The organism is Actinacidiphila guanduensis (assembly GCF_900103985.1).
Classification (GTDB): domain Bacteria; phylum Actinomycetota; class Actinomycetes; order Streptomycetales; family Streptomycetaceae; genus Actinacidiphila; species Actinacidiphila guanduensis.
The window spans coordinates 195,423-218,769 of sequence record NZ_FNIE01000006.1 but is presented as its reverse complement, the minus strand read 5'-3'; the positions used below and the strand labels follow the sequence as shown (position 1 = coordinate 218,769).

At 72.7% G+C, this 23,347-nt stretch carries 21 protein-coding genes and 1 tRNA gene; 12 read left to right on the top strand and 10 right to left on the bottom strand.

Annotated elements, in window-relative coordinates:
* The first annotated feature begins 330 nt into the window (after nucleotides 1-330).
* From BLR33_RS15150 to BLR33_RS15140, 3 genes are all read left to right on the top strand, one after another.
* Complete coding sequence (locus tag BLR33_RS15150; protein WP_093785194.1) at nucleotides 331-1,515, top strand: phosphodiester glycosidase family protein; 1,185 nt, start codon at nucleotides 331-333, stop codon at nucleotides 1,513-1,515.
* Between the two features lie 263 nt (nucleotides 1,516-1,778).
* A complete protein-coding gene (locus BLR33_RS15145; protein WP_176930273.1) occupies nucleotides 1,779-2,882 on the top strand; it encodes an ADP-ribosylglycohydrolase family protein in 1,104 nt (367 codons plus the stop codon).
* Nucleotides 2,883-3,037: 155 nt separating this feature from the next.
* Nucleotides 3,038-4,237, top strand: a complete 1,200-nt coding sequence (locus BLR33_RS15140; protein WP_093784976.1) for an aminotransferase-like domain-containing protein — start codon at nucleotides 3,038-3,040, stop codon at nucleotides 4,235-4,237.
* A 243-nt stretch (nucleotides 4,238-4,480) separates the two neighbouring features.
* Here the strand turns inward: BLR33_RS15140 and BLR33_RS15135 are convergent, their stop codons facing one another.
* The 3 genes from BLR33_RS15135 to BLR33_RS15125 all read right to left on the bottom strand — a co-directional run bounded on the left by BLR33_RS15135 (nucleotide 4,481) and on the right by BLR33_RS15125 (nucleotide 6,847).
* Nucleotides 4,481-4,690, bottom strand: a complete 210-nt coding sequence (locus BLR33_RS15135; RefSeq protein ID WP_093784975.1) for a DUF397 domain-containing protein — start codon at nucleotides 4,688-4,690, stop codon at nucleotides 4,481-4,483.
* 181 nt (nucleotides 4,691-4,871) lie between these two features.
* The gene (locus BLR33_RS15130; protein ID WP_093784974.1) at nucleotides 4,872-5,726 is read right to left on the bottom strand and encodes a helix-turn-helix domain-containing protein; all 855 of its coding nucleotides are present in this window, start codon (nucleotides 5,724-5,726) and stop codon (nucleotides 4,872-4,874) included.
* Nucleotides 5,727-6,145: 419 nt separating this feature from the next.
* Nucleotides 6,146-6,847, bottom strand: coding sequence for a GOLPH3/VPS74 family protein (locus BLR33_RS15125; protein WP_093784973.1), 702 nt, complete (start codon nucleotides 6,845-6,847; stop codon nucleotides 6,146-6,148).
* 1,322 nt (nucleotides 6,848-8,169) lie between these two features.
* Here BLR33_RS15125 and BLR33_RS35205 point away from each other — a divergent pair.
* Nucleotides 8,170-9,717 (top strand): D-alanyl-D-alanine carboxypeptidase family protein, encoded by a 1,548-nt coding sequence (locus tag BLR33_RS35205; protein ID WP_093784972.1) that lies wholly within the window; start codon nucleotides 8,170-8,172, stop codon nucleotides 9,715-9,717.
* A gap of 192 nt (nucleotides 9,718-9,909) precedes the next feature.
* Here BLR33_RS35205 and BLR33_RS15115 read toward each other — a convergent pair whose 3' ends face one another.
* The 3 genes from BLR33_RS15115 to BLR33_RS15105 all read right to left on the bottom strand — a co-directional run bounded on the left by BLR33_RS15115 (nucleotide 9,910) and on the right by BLR33_RS15105 (nucleotide 13,084).
* The gene (locus BLR33_RS15115) at nucleotides 9,910-12,144 is read right to left on the bottom strand and encodes a heavy metal translocating P-type ATPase (RefSeq protein ID WP_093785193.1); all 2,235 of its coding nucleotides are present in this window, start codon (nucleotides 12,142-12,144) and stop codon (nucleotides 9,910-9,912) included.
* Between the two features lie 136 nt (nucleotides 12,145-12,280).
* Nucleotides 12,281-12,493, bottom strand: a complete 213-nt coding sequence (locus BLR33_RS15110; protein ID WP_093784971.1) for a heavy-metal-associated domain-containing protein — start codon at nucleotides 12,491-12,493, stop codon at nucleotides 12,281-12,283.
* Nucleotides 12,494-12,640: 147 nt separating this feature from the next.
* Nucleotides 12,641-13,084: a MarR family winged helix-turn-helix transcriptional regulator gene (locus BLR33_RS15105; protein ID WP_093784970.1), complete on the bottom strand. Its 444-nt coding sequence runs from the start codon at nucleotides 13,082-13,084 to the stop codon at nucleotides 12,641-12,643.
* Nucleotides 13,085-13,250: 166 nt separating this feature from the next.
* On the opposite strand from BLR33_RS15105, the gene BLR33_RS34760 reads away from it, so the two are divergent.
* Both BLR33_RS34760 and panD read left to right on the top strand, forming a co-directional pair.
* Nucleotides 13,251-15,173: an FUSC family protein gene (locus tag BLR33_RS34760; protein ID WP_143031693.1), complete on the top strand. Its 1,923-nt coding sequence runs from the start codon at nucleotides 13,251-13,253 to the stop codon at nucleotides 15,171-15,173.
* A 119-nt stretch (nucleotides 15,174-15,292) separates the two neighbouring features.
* Nucleotides 15,293-15,715, top strand: coding sequence for an aspartate 1-decarboxylase (gene panD, locus BLR33_RS15095; protein ID WP_093784968.1), 423 nt, complete (start codon nucleotides 15,293-15,295; stop codon nucleotides 15,713-15,715).
* A gap of 27 nt (nucleotides 15,716-15,742) precedes the next feature.
* On the opposite strand, the gene BLR33_RS15090 is transcribed toward panD, so the two are convergent.
* Entirely contained in the window at nucleotides 15,743-15,949 is a 207-nt protein-coding gene (locus BLR33_RS15090) for a hypothetical protein (RefSeq protein WP_093784967.1), read from the bottom strand.
* A 266-nt stretch (nucleotides 15,950-16,215) separates the two neighbouring features.
* Between BLR33_RS15090 and BLR33_RS15085 the strand changes: the two genes are divergently transcribed.
* Nucleotides 16,216-17,007, top strand: a complete 792-nt coding sequence (locus tag BLR33_RS15085) for a VOC family protein (protein WP_093784966.1) — start codon at nucleotides 16,216-16,218, stop codon at nucleotides 17,005-17,007.
* A gap of 40 nt (nucleotides 17,008-17,047) precedes the next feature.
* Here BLR33_RS15085 and BLR33_RS15080 read toward each other — a convergent pair whose 3' ends face one another.
* Together BLR33_RS15080 and BLR33_RS15070 are read right to left on the bottom strand one after the other, a co-directional pair.
* Nucleotides 17,048-18,046: a pseudouridine synthase gene (locus BLR33_RS15080; protein WP_093784965.1), complete on the bottom strand. Its 999-nt coding sequence runs from the start codon at nucleotides 18,044-18,046 to the stop codon at nucleotides 17,048-17,050.
* Between the two features lie 365 nt (nucleotides 18,047-18,411).
* Nucleotides 18,412-18,903 (bottom strand): helix-turn-helix domain-containing protein, encoded by a 492-nt coding sequence (locus BLR33_RS15070; RefSeq protein ID WP_093784963.1) that lies wholly within the window; start codon nucleotides 18,901-18,903, stop codon nucleotides 18,412-18,414.
* A 234-nt stretch (nucleotides 18,904-19,137) separates the two neighbouring features.
* Between BLR33_RS15070 and BLR33_RS15065 the strand changes: the two genes are divergently transcribed.
* From BLR33_RS15065 to BLR33_RS15055, 3 genes are all read left to right on the top strand, one after another.
* Nucleotides 19,138-19,317, top strand: a complete 180-nt coding sequence (locus BLR33_RS15065) for a helix-turn-helix domain-containing protein (RefSeq protein WP_093784962.1) — start codon at nucleotides 19,138-19,140, stop codon at nucleotides 19,315-19,317.
* Between the two features lie 442 nt (nucleotides 19,318-19,759).
* The gene (locus tag BLR33_RS15060) at nucleotides 19,760-20,590 is read left to right on the top strand and encodes an SAM-dependent methyltransferase (RefSeq protein ID WP_093784961.1); all 831 of its coding nucleotides are present in this window, start codon (nucleotides 19,760-19,762) and stop codon (nucleotides 20,588-20,590) included.
* A 166-nt stretch (nucleotides 20,591-20,756) separates the two neighbouring features.
* On the top strand, nucleotides 20,757-21,242 hold the full coding sequence (locus BLR33_RS15055) for a DUF5709 domain-containing protein (RefSeq protein WP_245771416.1): 486 nt from the start codon (nucleotides 20,757-20,759) through the stop codon (nucleotides 21,240-21,242).
* Nucleotides 21,243-21,346: 104 nt separating this feature from the next.
* Here BLR33_RS15055 and BLR33_RS15050 read toward each other — a convergent pair.
* Nucleotides 21,347-21,419 (bottom strand) — tRNA-Arg (locus BLR33_RS15050).
* 120 nt (nucleotides 21,420-21,539) lie between these two features.
* Here BLR33_RS15050 and BLR33_RS15045 point away from each other — a divergent pair.
* Together BLR33_RS15045 and BLR33_RS15040 are read left to right on the top strand one after the other, a co-directional pair.
* Nucleotides 21,540-22,679 carry an LLM class flavin-dependent oxidoreductase gene (locus tag BLR33_RS15045; RefSeq protein WP_093784960.1) on the top strand — a complete coding sequence of 380 codons (1,140 nt, stop codon included), beginning with the start codon at nucleotides 21,540-21,542 and terminating at the stop codon, nucleotides 22,677-22,679.
* Entirely contained in the window at nucleotides 22,676-23,323 is a 648-nt protein-coding gene (locus BLR33_RS15040) for a CE1759 family FMN reductase (RefSeq protein WP_093784959.1), read from the top strand. The genes BLR33_RS15045 and BLR33_RS15040 overlap by 4 nt, the downstream gene beginning before the upstream one ends.
* Nucleotides 23,324-23,347: the final 24 nt, after the last annotated feature.

The following is a 23,347-nucleotide window of genomic DNA, read 5'->3' as shown; positions in this document are numbered from 1 at the left end:
GGAGGCAGGGCAGGGCGGCAACCGCCGCCATGGAGGCGGCCGTGATCCGCCGCCATGGAAGCGGCACCAGGGCTCGCCGCCATGGCGGCCAGGTCCGTTGGGCCTCCATTGCGTCGGGTCTGCGCCCTGTGCCCCATCTGCTCGGCCGCGCAGGTGAATTCACCCGGCCGCCGCTCCGCTGTTCCGTCGCCGCCCTGGCGCCGCCTGCCGCGAACTGCTGAAGTCCTCCTGAACACCAGTGGGTTGTGTGCGCCTGGAGGGGGAGACGTGAACAGTCGCAAGGTGACGCGGGGAAGGGCGTTCGGGGCGTCGGCGCTGGCACTGGCCGCCATGGCGGCCACCGTCGCAGGTGCCTCCCCGGCGGCGGCCGCGGCCGGCACGCTGCCGTACGACGAAGTGGAGACGGTGGCGCGGGGCGTGCTGCTCGGCCAGTTCACCCTGACCGCCTCCCACGGCACGGTGACCGGCTACGTGCTGACCGCCGACCTCGCCGACCCGCGGGTGCGGGTGGGCCTGCTCACGCCCGGCTCGGTGGCCGCGCGCGAGGAGGTCTCGGGCCTCGCCGACGCCGCGGGCGCCGTGGGCGCGGTCAACGGCGACTTCTTCAACATCAGCGAGGAGCACGCGGGCGTCACCCCCACCGGCTCCTCCGACGGCCCCGAGATCGCCGCCGGCCGCGCCCTGAAAGCCGCGGTGCCCGACTCCCAGCGCTTCGGCCCCGCGATGGCGCCCGGCGACACCACCAAGGACGTCATCGGCGTCGGTGCCGACCGCCGTGCCCGGCTCGACTCGCTCACCCTCGAAGGCTCCCTGCGCACCAGGGACGGCAGCCTCCCCCTCACCGGGTACAACCAGTACGCGCTGCCCGAGGGCGGCATCGGCGCCTACACCTCCGACTGGGGCGCGGTCTCCAGGCAGCGCGCCGTATGCGGTTCGGACACCTCCAGGGCCGCCGCGTGCAGCACCGACACCTATGAGGTAGCGGTCCGCCGCGGCCGGGTCGTCTCGGTGGCGGACGCCCCGGGGGCGGGTGCCATCGCCAGGGGCACCACCGTGCTCGTCGGGCGGGACGCGGGAGCGGACAGTCTGAGCGCCCTGCACGTCGGTGACCGCGCGGCCGTCTCCGAGCACCTTGCGGCGAGCGGCACCCGCGTCCCCTTCGCCTTCGCGGTCGGCGGCTTCCCCGTGCTGCGCGGTGGTGCCCCGCTCGCGGGCCTAGACACCAAGACGGCCGCCACCCGCACCGCGGCTGGCTTCGGCGACCACGGACGCACCCTGTACCTGCTCGCCCTGGACGGCAACGCGGAGTCCGACGCCGGCCTGACCGTCGCCGAGGTCGCGGACGTGATGCGGCGCGCCGGCGCCGACGACGCGGTCAACCTGGACGGCGGCGGCTCCACCACCCTGGTCACCAGGAGCCCGGGCCAGCCCGCCTCCCAGGTGCGCAACCACCCCTCCGGTGTCGCCGAGCGCCCGGTCGCCAACGCCGTGGGCGTCTTCAGCACCGGACGCTGACGTCCCAGCACCGGCTGCCCCGTGCGCCCCGGAATGCGCCCGGCGCACCACGGGCGGATGGCGCGCCTTGCCGCGCGCCCCTTGCGCCGAGGGGCCTGCGACCCGTATCCGTTACCGGTGGATACCCCGGAAACCCCGGGGGAAAGACGGCCCTTGCGGGACCTTCCCGCACCTGCCGTCGGCCCCCTTCGGCTCCTGGGTGCGTCGGATATCGTGCTGGCGCAACACGGGTTCGGATCGGGGGATGTTCGAAGGGGACCGCTTTGACCGCTGTCTGGGGACGCGCGCAGCAGCAGGACTTCCGCAGCCGCGTGCGCGGGTGCCTGCTCGGCGGTGCGATCGGCGACGCCCTGGGCGCGGGCGTCGAGTTCGACTCTCTTGAGGCCATCCGGCAGGCCCACGGTCCGGACGGCGTCACCGACTACGTGCCCGCCTACGGCAGACGCGGCGCCGTCACCGACGACACGCAGATGAGCCTGTTCACCGTCGAAGGGCTGATCCGCGCCCAGGTGCGCAGGGACACCGGCGCCTGGCACCCGCCCACCGACGTCCACCGTGCCTACCGCCGCTGGGCGGCCACCCAGAGCGAGTGGGGCCCCGACGAGCGCCGCAAGGACACCGGCTGGCTCGCCCGCGAGGAGTGGCTCTACGCGCGAAGGGCGCCCGGCAGCGCCTGCCTGAGCGGACTGTCCGACGACCGGATGGGCACCCTGGAGGCGCCGAAGAACCCCGGCTCCAAAGGATGCGGGACCGTCATGCGCTCGGCGCCTTTCGGCCTGCTCGTCGGCTGGGAGCCGCAGTTGGTCTTCCAACTGGCCGTCGAGTGCGCGGCCCAGACCCACGGCCACCCCACCGGGCAGCTCGCCGCCGGCGCTTTCGCGGTGATCGTGCACGGCCTCGCGCGCGGAGAGGCGCTGGACGGCTCCGTGCAGCATGCCCTGGCCCTCCTGGGTGCCCGCCCCGGCCACCAGGAGACCACCGACGCCCTGCAGAGCGCCTTGGGCGCCGTACGGCAGGGCATGCCGTCCCCGCAGCGCGTGGAGGCCCTGGGGGAGGGCTGGACGGCCGAGGAGGCGCTTGCCATCGGCGTCTACTGCGCCCTGGTCGCCGAGGACGTACGGCACGGCCTGCTGCTGGCGGTCAACCACTCCGGTGACAGCGACTCCACCGGCTCGGTCTGCGGCAACCTCCTGGGCGTCCAGCACGGTGAGACCGCCCTGCCGCCCGCGTGGATAGCCGAGTTGGAGGGCAGGGCGACGATCCTGCAGCTCGCGGACGACTTCGCCATGGAGATGACCCAGGCACCCGCCCTGCACGGCCCCGCGGGCGCGAGCCCGGCCTGGCTCGACCGCTACCCGGCCGCCTGAACCCGTATCTCCGGGGGCGCGGCCCCCGGATTGCAGAGGCGCCCTGAGGGCTTTCGCGGCGGTCATTGCAGCGCCCCTGTGCGGCGTACCGCCGGCACTGCCCACGATCCGGTCAACGGCTGGACATCTCCCGCCGGGTCCCTAGGCTGCCCGACATGACGACCAGCCTGCCGACAAGCCGCGCCGCACTCCCGCAACTCGCCGCCCGCGCCCGTCAGGTAGCCGCCTCCCCGGTACGCGAGATCCTCGCGCTGACCGCCCGCCCCGAGGTGATCTCCTTCGCCGGAGGGCTGCCCGCGCCCGAACTGTTCGACGCACAAGGGCTGCGGGAGGCGTACGACCGGGTGCTCGCCGAGCGCCCGCGGCAGGTGCTGCAGTACTCCACGACGGAGGGTGACCCGGAGCTTCGCGCGGCCATTGCGGCGCGCCTCACCTCGCGCGGCCTGGCGACGGAGCCGGCCGGCCTCCTGGTGACCGGCGGCTCCCAGCAGGGCCTGTCGCTGCTGGCCACCGCTCTGCTTGAGCCCGGTGACGCCGTCCTGGTGGAGAACCCCACCTACCTCGCGGCCCTGCAGTGCTTCGGCTTCGCCGGCGCCAGGGTCGTCCCCGTGCCGACCGACGCCGGCGGAGTGGACCCCCAGGCGCTGGAGGAGCTGGTGGTCCGCGAGCGCCCCAAGCTGCTCTACCTGGTGCCCAACTTCCAGAACCCCACCGGCCGCACCATGAGCGCCGAGCGGCGCCGGGCCGTCGCCGACGTGGCCGGCCGGCACGGACTCTGGATCGCCGAGGACGACCCCTACGGTGAGCTGCGCTTCGAGGGCGCCCACGAACCCCACCTGGCCGCTGCGGAAGAGGCGGCGGACCGCACGGTGCTCCTGGGCAGCTTCTCCAAGGTGCTCGCACCGGGCATGAGGCTGGGCTTCCTGCGCGCTCCGGCGCACCTGCTGCGTGCCTGCGTGATCGCCAAGCAGGCGGCGGACCTGCACACCTCGACCGTCGACCAGGCGGCCGCCGCCCGCTACCTCGCCGACCGCGACTTGGACGCGCACTTGGCGCGGGTGCGCGACGCCTACAGCGCACGCCGCGACGCCCTTGTGGCGGGGCTGCCCGCCGCCCTTCCGGCCGGCAGCACCTGGAACCGGCCCGAGGGCGGCATGTTCGTGTGGGTGCGGCTGCCCGACGGCCACGACGCGACCGAGACACTGAAGGCGGCCGTCGCCCACGACGTCGCCTTCGTGCCGGGAGCGCCCTTCTTCGCCGCCGACCCCGATCACGCGGCCCTGCGGATGTCCTTCACCGCGCACACCCCGGAGGAGATCGGGGAGGGGCTGACGCGGCTCGCACGCGCCTTCTGACCCGCCGTCCGGCCGTGCCCCTTGACTGCCCGCCCGGCCTCCCAGGACGCCAGGCGGGCGATCAAGGGAGCGTCAAGCCGCGGGCCGCGCTGACGCTTTGAAGCGGCCCCGGAACAGCAGTGAGCCCCCTCGGCCAGGACGGCGGCCAGTCGAGAGGGCTCCGGTGCGGTGGTACGGATCGTGCATGCGGTGCTTTTCGTGCCGTTGGTGCGATTCTGTCCGGCCGGACCCTCCGGCCGCGGGTCAGCGCAGGTCGAACGCGCCGGCGTCCACGTCGCTGACGAAGGACTCCCACTCCTGCGGCGAGAAGGTCAGGACCGGCCCCTGCGGGTCCTTCGAGTCGCGCACGACAACAGCCTCGGCGGCGGGGGACTTCACCTCCACGCAGGCGCCGTTCCCGGTCGATCGCGAGGACTTCGTCCACGCGGGGGTGCTGCCCAGCTTGATGGCCATCTCTGCTCCGGTCTGTACGACGGGCGGCGTGGGACACGCCGGTGACTTACCCGATCGACGCTACCGGCGACTCTCCGGACGCCGCGGGTGACTTCACCCGACCGGATGGCATATTCCCTACAACTCTTCCAAAGGAATCATGCCGAGGCGTATCCTGCCGCGCCGCACCCCTCGATGACCGTCACACGTAGCGCTCGGCCGCCTCGGTGATGAACACCCGCGTCTGCTCGGCGCTGAGCGCCTGGGCGCGCAGATGCTCGTACATGACGCTGTACGCCTGCACGTCGGTGTCCTTCTCCAGGTACAGGTCGCTGTTGACACCCTCCAGGTACACCACAGTGGCGTCGGTGGTGTCGGTGAACTCCAGGACGGCGAACTGGCCGCTGAGCCCGGGGTGCGCGCCCGCCTCGAAGGGCAGCACCTGCACCGTGACGTGCGGCAGGTGGCTCAACTCCACCAGCCGCATGAGCTGCTCGCGCATGATCTCGGCGCTGCCCACCTTGCGGCACAGCGCCGCCTCGTCGATCACCGCCCACATCCGCAGCGGCGAGTCCGGGTCGGTGATGCGCTCCTGGCGGCGGATGCGCACGTTCACCCGCTTCTCGACCTGCTCCGGGGTGGCCTCCGGCAGATTGCCCGCGATCATGGCGGCGGCGTACTCCGTGGTCTGCAGCAGGCCCGGCACCACCTGCGGCTCGAAGACCCGAAGGCTGGCGGCCTCGGTCTCCAGGCCGATGTACACGCTGTAGGGGATGTCGCCGAAGGCGTGCCACCAGCCCTGCTGGCGCGACTCCTTGGCCATCTGCATCAGCGACTCGACGATCCGCACGTCCTCCACGCCGTAGACGCCGCACAGATCGCGCACGTCGCGCTGGCTGATGCTGCGGCGGCCGTTCTCCAGGCGGCTGATCTTCGACTGCGAGACCAGCAGCCGCGCCGCGACCTCCTCGGCCGTCATCCCCTTCTGCTCGCGCAGCTTGCGCAGCTCCGAACCGAGCCGTCGGCGCCTGACGGTGGGGTTGACGTTGGCGACCACTTGGGACTGCACCTCCACGCTGAACGTACCGATGTGTCAGCAGCCTGCCACTACCGGTCATCTGCGCGCTGGCGAATGGGCGGACAAGGTTGCCCGGGAACAACAGTTCAGGAAGAAACGCGGTTTCGGGAACCGGCCGCCCCCGCAGGGGCGTTGTAGCGGGTGGAGTCGGGCGAACCCGCAACGGGGCCCGGGCCGGACCTGGCCGGGCGTCGCGCGCGGGGCGACCGGGACCGGACACGGGGTCCGGTACGCAGTCGCCCCGCACGCCACAGCGGCTCCCGAACGGGCCTGGTGGCGGGCGTACTTCGGCGGCCGGATGCCAGGTCCCTGCCGGCACCCGCCGTCGCCGCCCATGTGCACGGCGAGCTACCTGCCGTGTACTGTGTGTCGCGTGAGTGTCATATGCTGTGAGCCGGTCAGCGGGCCCCGGCCCGGGCCATGGAGCTGTGCCCCGCCGAGCGCTGCGCCTGGGCGGGCGGGCGCTTGGGCTGTGCCGCCACCCCGTTCTGCACATCCATCACGGCGTGCGCGACGAGGCCGCCCATCGGGTCGTACCTGATCAGGTCCCGCAGGCGCGATCGTGACGACCGGCCCTCGTTTCCCGGGTACAGGTGCTTGCCGAGGCCCACGGAGTGGGCGAGCGCGGCCAGCGCGGCGGTCCGCGGGTCCGGCGGGACGCCGGTGCGGATCGCACTGTCCAGCCGGGACCTGATCTCCCGGCTGACGGCGCTGTCGGTCGCCTGGTACCGCGTCGTCGGCAGCACCCCGCACATCTGGCCGGGCACGGCGTGCACCATGCCGCACCGCTCCAGGTGCGCGAGATAGGTCTGGCGCAACCCCAGCCGGGGCCCGCCGATCCAGTGGACGGCGCGCACTGGACTGCCGCGGCGGCGCAGCAGTTCGAGCGCGGAGTCCAGAGTCGGATCTCCAGTCGGCCGTGGGTGCACCACGGCTATACGATCCCCGTCAGGGGCTATCCGTCCGGCCAGGGCCAGCTCGACGAGCTGCGCCCCGGCGAGGCCGAGGTCGAGCGACTGCGGCTGCGCCGTGGTCCCGGTCGTCGGGTCCAGGGCGAGCAGCAACAGCTCTTCCGGAATTGTTCTGCGGCTCTTGCCCATCCATGCCTCCCCGCGTGGATGAATGACAGGGTGACGCCTCTCACACCGGCCTGTCGAGAGCGCCTTGGCCATATCGGCGGGAACCGGCTGGTATGTCGTTCTCGTCTACGGGGTGGGTGGGGTGTCGCAGAGGGCCTGCGGGCCTGTCTTGGGACACTTGCCAGTGTGATCCAGGGCAGGTAGAGGCGCCATATGGCGGCGCTTTCCGCCGATGTGTGCACGATTCATCACGATGCGTGGAGGAGGTCTGCGTGGCGGGCGACGCCCCCGGCAGGGAGCAGCAGCACAGGACGTCGGGGGAGGTGGACAGGAGTTCAGCCGCGGATCCGAGGCTGGCGGTGTTCCAGACCGCAGGTGAGATCCGAGAGGTCGCCGCGCCCGGGGGTGGGCGCGAGCGGCGCGGCGCGTCGGCAGCTTCGGACCACCCCTCCGAAGGGGGCGCCGGCATCGCGGAGATCGGAGAAGATCGCAGCTCAGAGTCCCGTTCCGGCGCTGCCGCCACTACTGCGGCGTCTGCTGCGGGGCGGGCTGCGAATACGGTGCGAGGCCGGTCGGCCGTGGACGCCGAGAGCGCTTCGGCTACGCCGGACGTCGCCCCCGAGGCCGCTCCCGAACCCGGTCCGGCCCCTCGCGGGCCCAAAAAACCGGAACCGAATCGTGACCATGGCGGCGGGGCGGTAGAGGCTCCTGAGACGCCTGGGGCGGATGGTGCCGGACGCCCGCGTACGCCGGCGCGTACCACCCCGCCCCGCGAGAAGCAGAGCCGGGACGACGGCTCCGACGGGCGGAAGACGGAAGGCGAAACCGGCGAGGAATCCGGGGACGCCCCCTCGAAGAGCACTGCCGCTGCCCCCCGGGTGGCCGAAAACGGCGCACGGACAGCGGGCGGCCAAGAGGGTGGGACTGCTTCGGCGCCGGCGAAGGGTGCGGAGCGGGAGGCGGCGAAGTCCGGGCGGGCGCCCGAGGACGAGCCCGGGAAGGCCGCTGCGGGTGCCGCGGGTGCGGCCGCCGTCCAGGACGCGAAGCCCGCTGCCGGGGGGAAGCCGGCGCGGCCCGCGGCGAAGGCGGACCCGCAGTCGGCGGCGAAGCCCGCCACGAAGGCCGCGGACGGCCGTTCCGAGGTCTTCGGCGGGCCCGGCGGGCCCGGGCCCGCCGAAGGCGCCGACAGGGCAGCAGAGGGGGCTTCGGCGGCCGCTGCGGCCGACGCGCCTCCTGCGCCCGCAGAGCCGCGCCGGCCGGTCGTGAAGCCCCTCGTCTCGGATCTCCCCCCGGAGCGCCCGGAGGAGCCCCCCACGCGCCGTCTGGGGGCCTTCCGCGGGTCTGTGGCCTTCGGGACCCCGGGCAAGCCCACACGCGCCGACACGGGCACCTCCGCGCCCGCGCCTGGAACGCGCTCCACAGCGGTCCCGCTGCCCCCCGAGCAGCCGCCCGCCGCCGGAACCGCCTCCACGGCCAAGGCACCTGCGACGCCCCCCGCTCCGGAGCCCGCCGCAGCCGCCGGCAAGGCCGGAGCGCTGCCCGCGGAGCAGGACGAGGTGGTCGGTCCCGAGGGCACCCGCGGCATGCCGGTGCCACCCGTGCCCGACCAGGCGCCGCTGAAACTGCTGGCCGAACTGACCAACACCCCGCCCCCGCCGCAGACCTTGGTGCGCACGATCCTGCGGCGGGTCAAGATCTGGACGCCGCTGGTGGTCCTGCTGGCGCTGGTGTTCGTCATCGTCCAGGCGGTCCGCCCGCTGCCGTCCGTCTCGCTGGCCCTGACCGCCGCCCCCTCGTACACCTTCGCGGGCACCCCCCTGCCGGACGCGATGCCGTGGCCGACCGAGGGCCAGTCCACCGCCGAGGTGGAGGGCCTGGGCTCCCTGGGCGTGCACGGCACCCAGACGCCGGTGCCGATCGCCAGCGTCACCAAGGTGATGACCGCCTATGTGGTGCTGCAGGACCACCCGATCAGCGGCAAGGAGAGCGGCCCGAAGATCACGGTCGACGCCCAGGCCGCCCAGGAGGCGAAGTCGGAGGACGAGTCCCACGCGCCGGTCAAGAAGGGCCAGCAGTTCACCGAACGGCAGATGCTGCAGCTGCTGCTGATCCCTTCCGGCAACAACATCGCGCGACTGCTCGCCCGTTGGGACGCCGGCACCCAGGACGCGTTCGTCGCCAAGATGACGGCCGCCGCCAAGCGCCTGGGCATGACCAGCACCACCTACACCGGCGCCAGCGGCATCGAGGAGACCACCGTCTCCACGGCGGTCGACCAGCTGAAGCTCGCCCAGGCGGTGATGAAGTACGACGTCTTCCGCTCGGTCGTCGCCCAGCCGAACGTCGACATCCCCGGTGTCGGGCGGATCTTCAACAACAACAACGACCTGGTGAACGTCGGCGTGGTCGGCATCAAGACGGGCTCCACCACTCCCGCGGGCGGCGCCCTGATGTGGGCGGCGCACCGCACCGTCGCCGGCAAGGAGCAGCTCATCCTCGGCGTGGTGCTCGAACAGCACGCCGGCACCACGGTGGACGACAGCCTCCAGGCCGCCCTCCAGCGCAGCCAGCGGCTGATCGAGTCGGTGCAGGGCGGGCTCACCTCCACCACGGTGGTGAAGAAGGGCGAGGTCATCGGCCACGTCAGCGACGGGCTCGGCGGAAGCACACCGGTCGTCGCGGCCAAGGACCTCACCGCCATCGGCTGGCCCGGCATGAAGGAGCAGCTCTCCCTCACTCCGGCCAAGGACCTGCCGCACAGCGCCAAGGCGGGCACCCAGGTCGGCACCCTGGGCTTCGGCAGCGGCTCGGCCCGCACCTCGGTTCCGGTGGTGCTGCAGAGCGACCTGTCCGAGCCGGGCTTCGGCGCGAAGCTGACGCGGCTGGGCTGAGGTTGTTGTGACGGCCGGCTGAGCCCGGCCGTCACGACCGGGCAGAACGCGAGCGGCGGGCGGACGACTTTCGAGTCGTCCGCCCGCCGCCTACGTGGAAGGCCCTGCGATCCCAGGCGCCTTGACCTGCACGCCCTGGAGACCAGATCTGCCATCAAAGGGGCGCCGGCCCCCGCCGCCATGGAGGCGAGGTCAGGAGGCGTCGCCCAGGGGCGCGAAGCGCCGCAGGCGCAGGCTGTTGGCGACCACGAAGACCGAGGAGAACGCCATAGCGGCGCCGGCGATCATCGGGTTGAGCAGCCCGGCCGCGGCCAGCGGGAGCGCCGCGAGATTGTAGGCGAAGGCCCAGAACAGGTTCGCCTTGATGGTGCCCAGGGTGCGGCGGGCCAGCCGGATGGCGTCGGCGGCGGCCCGCAGGTCCCCGCGTACGAGTGTCAGGTCACCGGCCTCCATGGCCGCGTCCGTCCCCGTGCCCATCGCCAGGCCCAGATCGGCCTGGGCAAGCGCGGCCGCGTCGTTGACGCCGTCGCCCACCATGGCCACGCTGCGCCCCTCGGCCTGCAGCCCCCGGACCACTGCCACCTTCTCCTCGGGCAGCACCTCGGCGTGCACGTCCTGCGCCGCGATGCCCACCTGGGCGGCGACGGTGCGCGCGGCCTGGACGTTGTCCCCGGTCAGCAGCACCGGGCGCAGCCCCAAGGCGCGCAGCCTGCGGACGGCCTCCGCGCTGGTGGCCTTCACGGTGTCGCCGACGACGAGCAGCCCGCGGACGCGCCCGTCCCACGCCACGGCCACCGCGGTGCCGCCCCGCTCCTGCGCTGCCGACTTCGCGGCGGCGAGGCCGGCCGGCAACTCCAGCGACCACTCGTGCAGCAGCCGCTCCCGGCCCACGACGACGGCGCGGCCCTCGACAGTGCCGCGGACGCCCAGCCCGGGGACGTTCGCGAAGTCCTCGACCTCCGGCAGCGGGCCGGTGCGCTCTGCCGCCCCGGCGGCGACCGCCTGTCCGATGGGGTGCTCGGAGGCGTGCTCCACGGCGCCGGCGAGGCGCAGCACCTCCACCTCGTCCTCGCCTTCGGCGGTGTGCACCTCCGTGAGCGCCATGGCGCCGGTGGTCACGGTGCCGGTCTTGTCGAGCACCACGGTGTCGACCGCCCGGGTCGACTCCAGTACCTGGGGGCCCTTGATGAGGATGCCCAGTTGGGCGCCGCGGCCTGTTCCGACCAGCAGGGCCGTGGGGGTGGCCAGGCCCAGCGCGCACGGGCAGGCGATGATCAGCACGGCGACCGCCGCGGTGAACGCGGCCGTCGGGCCCTCGCCCAACGCGAGCCACACCGCGAGGGTGCCCAGCGCCAGCACGATCACGGCGGGCACGAAGACCGCGGAGATGCGGTCGGCCAGGCGCTGGGCGGCGGCCTTGCCGTTCTGGGCGTCCGCCACCAGGCTGGCCATCCGCGCCAGTTGCGTGTCGGCGCCCACCCGCACGGCTTCGACGACGATCCGGCCGCCCGCGTTGACCGTGGCGCCCGTCACCGGCGAGCCGGGGCCGACCTCCACGGGGACGGCCTCGCCGGTGAGCAGGGAGGCGTCCACGGCAGAGCCGCCCTCGCGGACCACGCCGTCCGTGGCGATCTTCTCGCCGGGACGCACCACGAAGCGATCACCGACGGCCAGTTGGCCGACGGGCATACGGATCTCGCGCCCCTCGCGCAGCACCGCGACGTCCTTGGCGCCCAACTCCAGCAGCGCGTGCAGCGCGGCGCCGGCCCGCCGCTTGGCGCGCGCCTCGAAGTAGCGGCCGGCCAGGATGAACGCGGTCACGCCCGCGGCCGCCTCCAGGTAGATCTCGCTCGCCCCGTCACCACGGGAGATCGTGAACTCGAAGGGGTGGGTCATGCCGGGCATTCCGGCGTCGCCCAGGAACAGCGCCCATAGCGACCAGCCGTAGGCGGCCAGGGTGCCGACCGACACCAGGGTGTCCATGGTGGCCGCACCGTGGCGGGCGTTGGTGAGGGCGGCGCGGTGGAAGGGCCACGCCGCATAGGTGACGACCGGCGACGCCAGGGTGAGCGCCAGCCACTGCCAGTTCGTGAACTGCCAGGCGGGCACCATCGACATCAGCACCACCGGCAGGGCCAGGACGACCGCGGTGGTCAGGCGCTGCCGCAGGGCGGTCAGTTCGCGCTCCTCGCGCTCGCCTCCATGGCGGCCGCCCTCGCGCCCCTGGGTGTCGGGTTCGGGCACCGGGGGCGGGGGAGCCTCGGCGGTGTAGCCGGTGGCCTCGACCGTCGCGATGAGGTCGCCCACCGCGACCGTGTCGGCGTACTCGACCTTCGCCTTCTCGGTCGCGTAGTTGACGCTCGCGCTCACCCCGTCCATGCGGTTGAGCTTCTTCTCGACGCGGGCGGCGCAGGACGCGCAGGTCATGCCGCCGATCGTCAGCTCGACCCGCCGCAGCTCCGGTACGCCGTGCGCACGCGCGGTGGTGGTGGCCACATCCGCTCCCCTGGTCGGTGGTGTCGCCCGCTGCCGGGCTCTGTCTGTCAGGGTCTGTCAGGGTCTGTCAGGCGCGGCCGACGAGCTCGTAGCCGGCCTCGTCGACGGCCGCGCGCACCGCCTCGTCGTCCAGCGGGTGCTGCGAGGCGACGGTCAGCAGGCCGGTGCTCGCCACGGCGGTGACGGAGGTGACGCCCGGGATCGCGGCGACCTCCTTGCCGACCGCGGACTCGCAGTGTCCGCAGGTCATACCGGACACCGAGTAGACGGCCTCGCTCATGCTGTGCTCCTCATCTGCGGGGTACGCGGCCTGGTGCCGCGTACGGCGGGCGGTTCGGACGGGCGGATTCCCGCTGTCCCTGTCGTCAAGCTTATACCCCCTAGGGGTATTCCGGACGGAGGGGTACTGCTCGGAGCGGGGTGCGGTTCAGCCGTCGTCGGCCAGCCGGTCCAGCAGGGCGGCCGCAAGGCGCAGCACCTCGCGCTCGGTCTCGTTGAGCTCGCTCGCCATCCGCTCGCGCAGCCAGGCGTCCCGGTGCTCGACGTCGCGCGCCATGGCCGCCAGCCCGCTCTGCGTGAGCTCCAGCCGCCACTGCCGCCCGTCCTGCGGGTCGCGCACCCGGGTGACGAAGCCGTCCTCCCGCAGTGCGGCCAGGGTGCGGGTGAGCGACTGCGGCTGCACGCGCAGGGCGGCGGCCATGGCGCCCGGCGTGCTCGGGCCCTCGCGGTACAGGTGCGCCAGCGCGCCGAGGCGGCCCGGCGGAAGGCCGTCCGGCAGTCGCTCGGCGCGCAGCCGGCGCGCCAGCCTGTTCACCGAGCGCCGCAGAACGGCGGCGCGGTCGGTCGGCGGAGGCGGTGGGGGAGGGAGCATGAGGCGGTCATTTCCTAAGGGAAGCGTATGATCTGACGCTGGAAGTCACCTGTTTGGGTGGACAGGGATGTCGTCGCGGTCCGATAGTCGTACGCAAGGCTTATGAATTCTTCCGGGTGGCGTCGCGTGCACCTCACCCGTACGAGTGATCGCGAGGGGAACCGGGATGCTCATCGCACTGCGACTGCTGGACCCCGGGCGGGTACGACTTCGAATCGCCATACGTACGATCATCGCCGCCATCGCCGCCTTGCTGATCGCCGACGCGGTCAGCCGATCCGCTCATCTGCCCGGCGGCATGGTGGTGATCGCGACCGTCGTCGCCGTGATGGTCTCCCGCACCCTGCACGCCACCACCCTCCCGCACCGCCTGACTGCGCTTGCCTACGTCCCCGCCGTCGGCATCCTCGCGACGTTCGTCGGGCGGCTGATGGCCCAAAGCGCCTTCGTCGGCGGCACCGTGTTCATCGCGGCCGTGGGCGGCTCGCGCTACCTGATGCGCTTCGGCGGCAAGGTACGCCGCCTCGGCCGCCTCGCACTCACCCCGCTCATCGCCGTCCTCGTCACGCCGGTGCCGCCGAACGCGGCCAAGACCACAGGTCCGCTGTGGGGCGCCCTCTGCGGGGTGATCGCCGTGGCGTGCGTACTGCTGTCCCAGACAGCCGTCCGCTCCCGACCCGCCCGCGAAGCGGCAGCAGCCGCCGAGGACTTCGCCCGGGCGGCGGTCCGTCTGCGCACCCTCACACCGGGCAGCCCCGCTCGGGCCCGTACCGCCCGCGCCATGCACGCCGCCGCCCTCGTCGTCCAGGACCGCCTCGACGCTGCCTGCCTGCCCTCCGCCCCCGGCGCGGCCCACCCCGCCGACACGCCGAACCCTCCCGCACCCGACCGCGCGGCCCTCGACGCCCTCGCCTCCGCCGTTCTTACTGCCGAGATCCACTTCCTGCACGCCGCCGAGGACACCGACAGCACTGCCCCGTCCCACGTCCCGGCTGCCGCCTCGACCGATCCCCTGGCTGCCGTCCACGCAACGGCGGCCGCAGCACGGGCCGTCCGAGCCGGCGAACGGCCCGCGGCCGAGGCCGGCGCGCCCAAGCCGCGCCCCGGCGGATGGCGCGACCCGCAGCCGCAAGGCCGGCTGTCGGCACAACTGGTCGCCGCCATGGCGGCAGCCTTCGCCGTCGGCCACCTCTTCTTCCCGCACCGGTGGGCCTGGACCCTGATCACCGCGTTCGTCGTGTGCAGCGCAGCCCGCGGCCGAGGCGACGTCGTCCACCGCAGCGGGCTGCGCGTCCTGGGCGCGTTCACCGGCGCCGTCACCGGCACCCTGGTCGCCCACGTGGTAGCAGGCGACGCGCCCCTCGCCGTGACCGTCATCTTCTGCTACCTGCTGATCGGCCTGTGGCTGCGCGAAACCACCTACGCGGCGTGGGCGTTCAGCGTGACCAGCCTGCTCGCCGTGCTGTACTCGCTCGACGGCGAACACGGTGCCGCCCTGCTGGTCCAGCGCCCCGAAGGCATTCTGCTCGGCTCGGCCTGCGGTATCGCCGCGGCCTACTTCGTCCTCCCGCTGCACACCGAGACCGTCATGCGCGGCCGCGCCGCCCACGCCCTGAGGGTGCTCCAGGACATGCTGACCGCCGCACGCGAAGGCGACCCCGCCGAGGTACGGCGCCAGGCACGGCAGTTGGACCGGGCCGCGCACGACCTCGCCTCCGTGGCCGCCCCGGCCCGGGCGCACCGACGGCTGCTCGGCCGGCGCAAGGGCGCCGCCCGACCGCACGCCGCCGACTGGGCCGACTCGCTCGCCGCCTGCGCCCGCGCCGCCCGCGCACTGGCCCTCGCCGACACCGCCGACCTCGCTGCGAGCCGTCCCGCGCTGGGCCTGACCGCCATCAATCTCGGCCAGGTCCGTCGCCGCCTCGGCGGCCGCCCCGACGCGGCACCCCCGCGCCCGGCCCGCACCGGCCCACCGCACCTGATCCGGCTCAACACCTCCCTCGCCGAGCTCTACCACCGCCTGCCCGCACCCACTGCGGCCCCCGTCCCGCCGCCACCCGCCAGTCCCGCACCGGCCCCGGCCGGCTGAGATCTTCCGCACTCCGCGACCGCCGCCCGTCCGCGTCCTCGATCCCGCGCTCTACCCTGGTGGCGTCGGCGCGTACCCGCACAGGGACGCGACCTGCCACGTCACCAGGAGGCGGCACCGTGCTGCGCACCATGTTCAAGTCCAAGATCCACCGGGCCACCGTGACCCAGGCCGACCTGCACTACGTGGGATCGGTGACCGTGGATGCCGATCTGATGGACGCGGCGGACCTGCTGCCCGGCGAGCTCGTCCACATCGTCGACATCACCAACGGCGCCCGGCTGGAGACCTACGTCATCGAGGGCGAACGCGGCTCAGGCGTCATCGGCATCAACGGAGCCGCCGCGCACCTCGTGCACCCCGGCGACCTGGTGATCCTCATCAGCTACGCCCAGGTCGACGACGCCGAGGCCCGCGCCCTGCGCCCGGCCGTGGTCCATGTGGACGCCGCCAACAAGATCACCGCACTGGGCGACGACACCGCCGAGCCCGCCCCGGGCACCGACGCCGTACGCCCCCCGCACGCCGTCGCTCGCGTCTGAAGGCGCCGAACTCTCTCCGACAGCTGCTCAGGCCGCCGCGGTCACCACCGCGGCGCCGCGCACGGGACCGGCCACCGGGCGTATCTCCACCCGGGCGGCACGGGCGGCCGCCGTCCACTGGGCGCGCAGCCGCGCCAACTCGGCGAGCTGCTCGGCCGTCCACGGCCGGTCGCCGTGCGCCTGCACATATGCCCGCAGTGCCGCGTTCGCCTGATCGAGATCTACCCCGTACATGCGAACAACAGTAGACCGGCCCACTGACAGTCCCGTACCGGAAAACCACTCCCTGTGCTCGCCCAGGCGGCTCGCGTTGCCGCGCCGCGCCCGTGACCTGGCACGAACGGCGGTTGTCGGCGGCTCCTGCCATGCTGAGTGTGAGGGAGGACACAGCGGCCGTATCGCCTGCATAACCGCGCAGAACCTGGCACACCGCCCATCCGGCGCAGGACGCTTCCACCTCCCCTGAACCGCACCCGCACCAGCCCACGGAGGACGGCACCATGCTCACCACCGACTACGTGCCCGGCGCGCCCGACTGGGTGGACCTCGGCAGCCGGGACGTCGCCACCGCGGCGGCCTTCTACACCGCGCTCCTCGGCTGGGAGTACCAGCCCGGCGGACCGGAGTCCGGCGGGTACGGCACGTTCCGCCTCGCCGGGCAGACTGTGGCCGCGATCGGCCCGCTCCAGGACGAGAACGCCCGGCCGGCCTGGACGGTGTACTTCGAGACCGCCGACGCCGACGCCACCACCGCCGCGGTCCAGCAGGCCGGCGGCAGCCTGCGCTTCGGCCCCATGGACGTGGCCGACCAGGGCCGTCTGGCCGGCTACACCGACCCCGGCGGGGCCGAGTTCGCCGTCTGGCAGCCCGGCGGCACCAAGGGGCTGGACCGGGTGGGCGCGGGCGCCCTGTGCTGGACCGAGCTCTACACGGTCGACGCCGAGCAGGCCAAGCGCTTCTACACCACGGTCTTCTCATGGGACACCCAGGACATGCCGCTGCCCGGCGGCGCAGGCACCTACACCGTCGTCTCCCGCGCCGGCGGCGGCCCGGAGGGCTCGCACGGCGGCCTGATGCAGCTCGCCACCGACATGCTGCCCGAGGGCACGAGCTACTGGCAGCCGTACTTCGCCGTCATCGACACCGACGCCTCCGTGGCCGCCGCCACCGCCCGCGGTGCCACCGTCCTGATGCCCGGCACCGACGTCGAGGGCGTCGGCCGTATCGCCCTCCTCCGGGACCCGGAAGGCGCCTACTTCGCCGTGCTGCAGCCCGCGGAGTCGATGTCCTGACCCCATGGGCCCGCACGGTCCGCGGAGCCTGGGCTTTCCTTCAGCGGCCCGGCGTCTGCGGGGGCCACGCCTGCAGACGCCGGGTGCTCTCCAGGCGTATCTGCCGGCCCGTCAGCGGGTCGGTGAACTCCAGAGCCCGCGCGAGCAGTTGCAGCGGCCGCGCGAAGTCCTCCGCCCCGTCCCCGAGCAGTGGGCCTTCCGCCGCGACCGAGCCTCCCGCCGGGGCCGCGGACATCTGCGGGTAGACCGGGTCGTCCAGCAGCGGCAGGCCCAACGCGTTCATGTGGACGCGCAGTTGGTGCGTGCGGCCGGTCGCTGGCAGCAGCAGGTAACGGCCGAGGCCGCCGCGCCGCTCCAGCAGCTCGATCCTGCTCTCCGCGTTGGGCGGCCCGGGCACCTCGCGTGCCGCGATCCGCCCGCGCTCCTTGACGATCCTGCTGCGCACCGTCCGCGGCAGCTCCACCGAAGGGTCGTACGGTGCCACTGCCTCGTACTCCTTGCGCACCGACCGGTCCCGGAACAGCGACTGGTAGGCACCCCGGTCCTCCGGGCGTACGACGAACAGCACCAGCCCCGCCGTCAGCCGGTCCAGCCGGTGCGCGGGCGCGAGCAGCGGCAGGCCGAGGTCGCGGCGCAGCCGGGCCAGCGCGGTCTCGGTGACGTGGCTGCCGCGCGGGGTCGTGGCGAGGAAGTGCGGCTTGTCGGCGACCACGATCCGCTCGTCCCGGTAGGCGACCTCCACCGCGAAGGGCACCGGCCGCTCCTCCGGGAGGTCCCGGTGGAACCACAGCCACGTTCCTGGCGCGTACGGGGTGCGCGGACCGATCGGACCGTCCAGCGTCACGAAGCGGCCGCGCGCCAGCATCGCCTCGATCCGCCCGCGGCCGACCGCCGCACCGTAGCGCTCCAGCAGGTAAGCGCCGACGGTCGGCCAGGCGTCACCCGCTTCGGCGCCGGGCAGCCTGACCCGCACCGCGTCGACGCCTTGGCGCTGCCCAAGCGGGGAGGGCGGCGCATTGCGGCCCGGCCGTCGTCCCACGGCGCCTCACCCCTCTCCCGGCTTGTGCCACGGCCGCCCGCTCGCGCTCCCGAGCGCGGCCGCCCGCGGGGACGGCGTGGAGCGCTGCGGTATCGAGTCGAGCAGCGACGGCGCGACGTACACCAGATAACCCTCTTTGCACGGCCTGACCCACAACAGCACCCCTTCGGGCAGGGACGGCGTGCGCAGTACCCGAATCACAACCGGCCTCCTGGATGTTCCAGGCGGTGGCCCCTCACCGGCCCGACCATGCAACCACACCGCGCCGACATCGCGGGCCGGCGATGTCGCGGCCTGTGGAAAACTCCGCGCCGACCGGTGCGCCGGCGTTCCGGCTCCCAGTGGTGCGGCCGGTGCGGCCGGTCTCAGTCCTGCTGCTCGTCCACGATCTCGCCGAGCCGCTCGATGTAGCCCTCGCGCTTCTCCCAGGCCACCAGCGCCGCGCGGATCTCCGCCTTCGTCGCGGCGGGCTTGCCCTTCACCACGACCACCATCTCCGCGTTCGGCGCGAGCGGCACGATGGTCGTGTCCAGGGTGGTGCCCTCGGTGAGCGCCTGCGAGATCCGCAGCGGGAGTTCGGCCCCCTTGCCATGCCCGGAGCCGAACCCGTCCGACTCCGGCGGCAGCAGCGGCCCCTCACCCTTGAGGATGCTCTCCACCGAGCCGGTCTCCCAGCCGAGGGCGCGCTCGACGGAGCGCAGGGTGCCGGTGACCTTCTTGAACCCGCGGCCGCGCTCGATCGTCTGGATGACCGTCCGCCCCACGCCGAGCTGCTTGCCGAAGGCCTTCTGGCTCAGCCCCCTGCGGTCCCGCTCGGTCCGCAGGACCTGGGCGAGCCGCAACCAGTCTCCGTCCATGGGCCCACATGATGCCGTACTTCATGCAACCACGCAGGCGTCTTGCGAGCTTTTGACCTGCAAGAAAAGTGACGAGATGCGGCCTGTGGGTTGCATGACGGGTGATCGGGAGCACCGCCAGTGGTGCTTCTGATCCGATAATGGCTCTGAATCAGAGCCGATAGACCACGAAAATGCTTGCGGAAGTGCGTCGGTAACAACTAGTTTCAGAGTGTGAGAGCGAATGGCGCGGCTATGAGGGCCCTTCGTAGGGCTCGAAATCTGAGCCTTCGCGACATGCAGGCATTGACCGGTCTCGACAGGGGATATCTGTCCCGCCTCGAGCGCGGCCTCGCGGGAGCAAGCGACGACACCATCCGCAGATGCGCGGCCGCTCTCGACGCACCCATCGACGCCATCACGCACGACAACTGAGCTGCGCGGACGGACCTGCGCCGGCCGCGTACCTGCCTGCCCTGCCGTTCGATCCTCCACCCCGGAACGGCGAATCGAACTGTCGTTCATTCGAACGAGTGAACCCTTCTCGAACCGGGGATTCATCGCCCGCCCGGCCCGTTCCACTCGTGTGCCGGGGACCGCAGCGCGGTCGGCCCCTCGCCGGCCCCCGGCACGCCACCGCCCAGCCTCTACGGGCCCTGGGGCAACGGACATTGACAATTCCACAGTGATGGCACCGGTGTGTTTTCCGCCTGCCGGATGGCAGACTGCTCACCGGCCGCCGGGGGGAGGAGGCGGGTCCGATCCGTACCGTGAGCCGCCCGCTCCGTCGGACCTGCGCCGGCCAGGCGGAGCGTGTCGGTGCGCTCCGGTGTCCGCCGCACCGTCTTCGGCAGCCGCGACACCCGAAGGAGCGCCCATGTCCGACGACCCGTCCCGGACACCACGCCCGATGGACTACGAGCTGCCGCAGATCGACACGAGCGTCGCCCACTCCGCGCGCGTGTACGACTACATCCTCGGCGGCAAGGACAACTACCCACTGGACCGCGCCGCGGCCGAGCGGATGCTGGAGAGCTGGCCCAGCCTGCGGATCTCCATGCAGGAGAACCGGCGGTTCATGCACCGGGCCGTCCGGTACATCGCCGAGCAGGGCGTCGACCAGTTCCTCGACATCGGCACCGGCATCCCCACCTCGCCCAACCTCCACGAGATCGTCCAGGAGGTCACCCCCGGTGCCCGGGTCGTCTACGTGGACAAGGACCCCATCGTGCTGGCCCACGCCGGGGCCCGACTGACCAGCACTCCCCAGGGGCGCACCGCGTACATCCACGCGGACATGAACGACCCGCAGGCCGTCCTGCGCGCCCCGGAACTCGCCGCCACCCTCGACTTCGGCCGCCCGGTCGGGCTGTCGATGATCGCGGTACTGCAGTTCGTCCTGGACGACGAGCAGGCGTACGGGCTCGTCCGGCAGTACCTCGACCTGCTGCCCTCCGGGAGCTACCTGGCGATCTCCACCGTCACCACCGACTCCAGCCCCAAGCCGGCCGGCACGGTGGTCGCCGAGTACGCAAGGCGCGGCATACCCGCGCGCAACCGCACCAAGGCGGAGGTCGAGCCGTTCTTCGACGGCCTGCAGCTGGTGGACCCCGGTGTGGTCCTCGTCCACAACTGGCGTCCGGTGCCCGGCAGTGACGTCCTGGACACCGACGTGGCGATGTACGGCGGCGTGGCCCTCAAGCCGTAGCCGTCCGCGCTCCACCTGCCGCTCTTCGGGCACCTGTCGCATCCGGACGCGCAGGCGATCTCGGCGCGGGACGGTTCGTCCGCGACTGAGGGGGAACCCGCCGCTCAGGGCGGCTGCCGGATCTCGCGCCCCGTACCGGCGACCTTGGAGAAAGGGAGTGGTGGACATGACCGAGGGCTCGATGGGCGACGACGTCTACCAGCCCACCGGCGACAACGAGGAGCAGGAGGACGCCGGGGCGCTGGACATGGAGGACGCCCTCGGCGAGGACGACTACGACGAGCTGCTGGACAAGGGCTACTCGCCGCCGGAGCGGCCCTACGGGCTTCGCGGCAGCGGTACCACTGCGCGCGAGCAGCGCGAGGGGGAGAGTCTCGACGAGCGCCTTGCCGAGGAGACCCCGGATGTGGGCGAGGATCGGGCGGAGGAGGGTAGCGACGGTCTGGGCGACAACCCGGACAGCGACGGCGAGCCCATCGACCCCGAGGCCGGCGAGGAGCGTGCCGGCCGCCTCCTCGCGCCGGACCAGGACCCGGAGCTGGGGACCGATGACGACGTGCTCGCGGAGGACGTCGGCATCGACGGGGGTGCGGCGTCGGCAGAGGAGGCGGCGGTCCACCGGATCGACGATCCGGACACCGACCGGCTGTAGCCGGCTACCGGAAGGGCGCCGGAGAAGGCCGGAGAGCGCCGAGGGCCAGGTCCGGGGAGTACCCCTGGCCTGGCCCTTCGATCGATCAGCACTGGTCGCGTGTGTGCCCCAGGCAGGATTCGAACCTGCGACACCGGCTTTAGGAGAGCCGTGCTCTATCCCCTGAGCTACTGGGGCGGGCGGGTTGTGCGACCTCGCACAGCGTACCGGATCGGCTCCGGGCGATCGGCGGGGAATAGGTGCCGGAGCCCGGATGTTCGGGTGGTTGAACAGTCAACCAAATGGACGGTGGGAGCCATGCAGTTCGGGATCTTCACAGTGGGCGACGTCACCACGGACCCGACCACGGGACGGACGCCGAGCGAGCACGAGCGGATCAAGGCGATGGTGGCCATCGCGCAGAAGGCCGAGGAGGTCGGCCTGGACGTCTTCGCGACCGGCGAGCACCACAACCCGCCGTTCGTGCCGTCCTCGCCCACGACGATGCTCGGCTACATCGCCGCGCGGACCGACCGCCTGATCCTGTCCACGTCGACCACCCTGATCACCACGAACGACCCGGTGAAGATCGCCGAGGACTTCGCGATGCTGCAGCACCTGGCCGGTGGTCGCGTCGACCTGATGATGGGTCGCGGCAACACGGGTCCGGTCTACCCGTGGTTCGGCAAGGACATCCGCCAGGGCATCCCGCTGGCCGTCGAGAACTACGCGCTGCTGCACAAGCTGTGGCGCGAGGACGTGGTCGACTGGGCCGGGCGGTTCCGCACACCGCTGCAGTCCTTCACCTCGACGCCCAGGCCGCTGGACGGCGTGCCGCCCTTCGTGTGGCACGGCTCCATCCGCAGCCCGGAGATCGCCGAGCAGGCGGCGTACTACGGGGACGGATTCTTCGCCAACAACATCTTCTGGCCCAAGGAGCACTTCAAGCGTCTGATCGGCCTGTACCGCGACCGCTTCGCGCACTACGGCCACGGCACGCCCGAGCAGGCCATCGTCGGCCTCGGCGGCCAGGTGTTCATGCGCAGGAACTCCCAGGACGCGGTCCGCGAGTTCCGGCCCTACTTCGACAACGCCCCCGTCTACGGGCACGGGCCGTCGCTCGAGGAGTTCACCGACCAGACGCCGCTGACCGTGGGCTCCCCGCAGGAGGTCATCGAGAAGACCCTGACGTTCCGTGAGTCCTTCGGCGACTACCAGCGCCAGCTGTTCCTGATGGACCACGCCGGCCTGCCGCTGAAGACCGTACTGGAACAACTCGACCTGCTCGGTGAGGAGGTCGTCCCGGTGCTGCGGGAGGAGTTCGCCAAGGGCCGTCCGGCGCAGGTTCCGGACGGGCCCACCCACGAGGCCCTGGTCACACGCCGTGACCGGGAAGAGGCAGAGGCGCAGGCGGCCGCGACCGCCTCGTCCGACGAGGCCGAGGAGGTGCGGGCGTGACGACGTTCGACGCGAACACCGGCGGGCGCGCGACAGGGAGGAAGCGGATCGCCGTGGTCACAGCGGGGCTGAGCAAGCCCTCGTCGACCCGCCTGCTCGCCGACCGCCTGGCGGCCGCCACCGGCCGCCTCGCGGAGGCGGACACCCAGGTGATCGAACTGCGCGAACTCGCCGCCGAGATCGCGCAGAACATGGTCACCGGGTTCCCAGGACCCCGGCTGCGCGAGGCCATAGACGCGGTCACCTCGGCCGACGGTCTGATCGCCGTCACCCCGGTCTTCACCGGTTCCTACAGCGGCCTGTTCAAGTCGTTCTTCGACGTCATCGACAAGGACGCCCTGGCCGGCACGCCGGTCCTGATAGGTGCGACCGGCGGCACCGCACGGCACTCGCTGGTGCTGGAGCACGCGATGCGCCCGCTGTTCGCCTACCTGCGCGCGGTCGTCGTCCCGACCGCCGTCTACGCCGCCTCCGAGGACTGGGCCTCCGGCGGCGAGACGGCCCTGGCCGCCCGGGTGGAGCGGGCCGCGGCGGAGCTGGCCGCCCTGGTTGCGGCCCGCCCTGGCCGCCAGGGAAGCGAGGCCGCACCGGAGGCAGTCGTGCCGTTCGAGGAGCAACTGGCCGCCCTGGCGGCGGAAGGGTGAGCTTTGCGGCGGCGCCTTGACGGC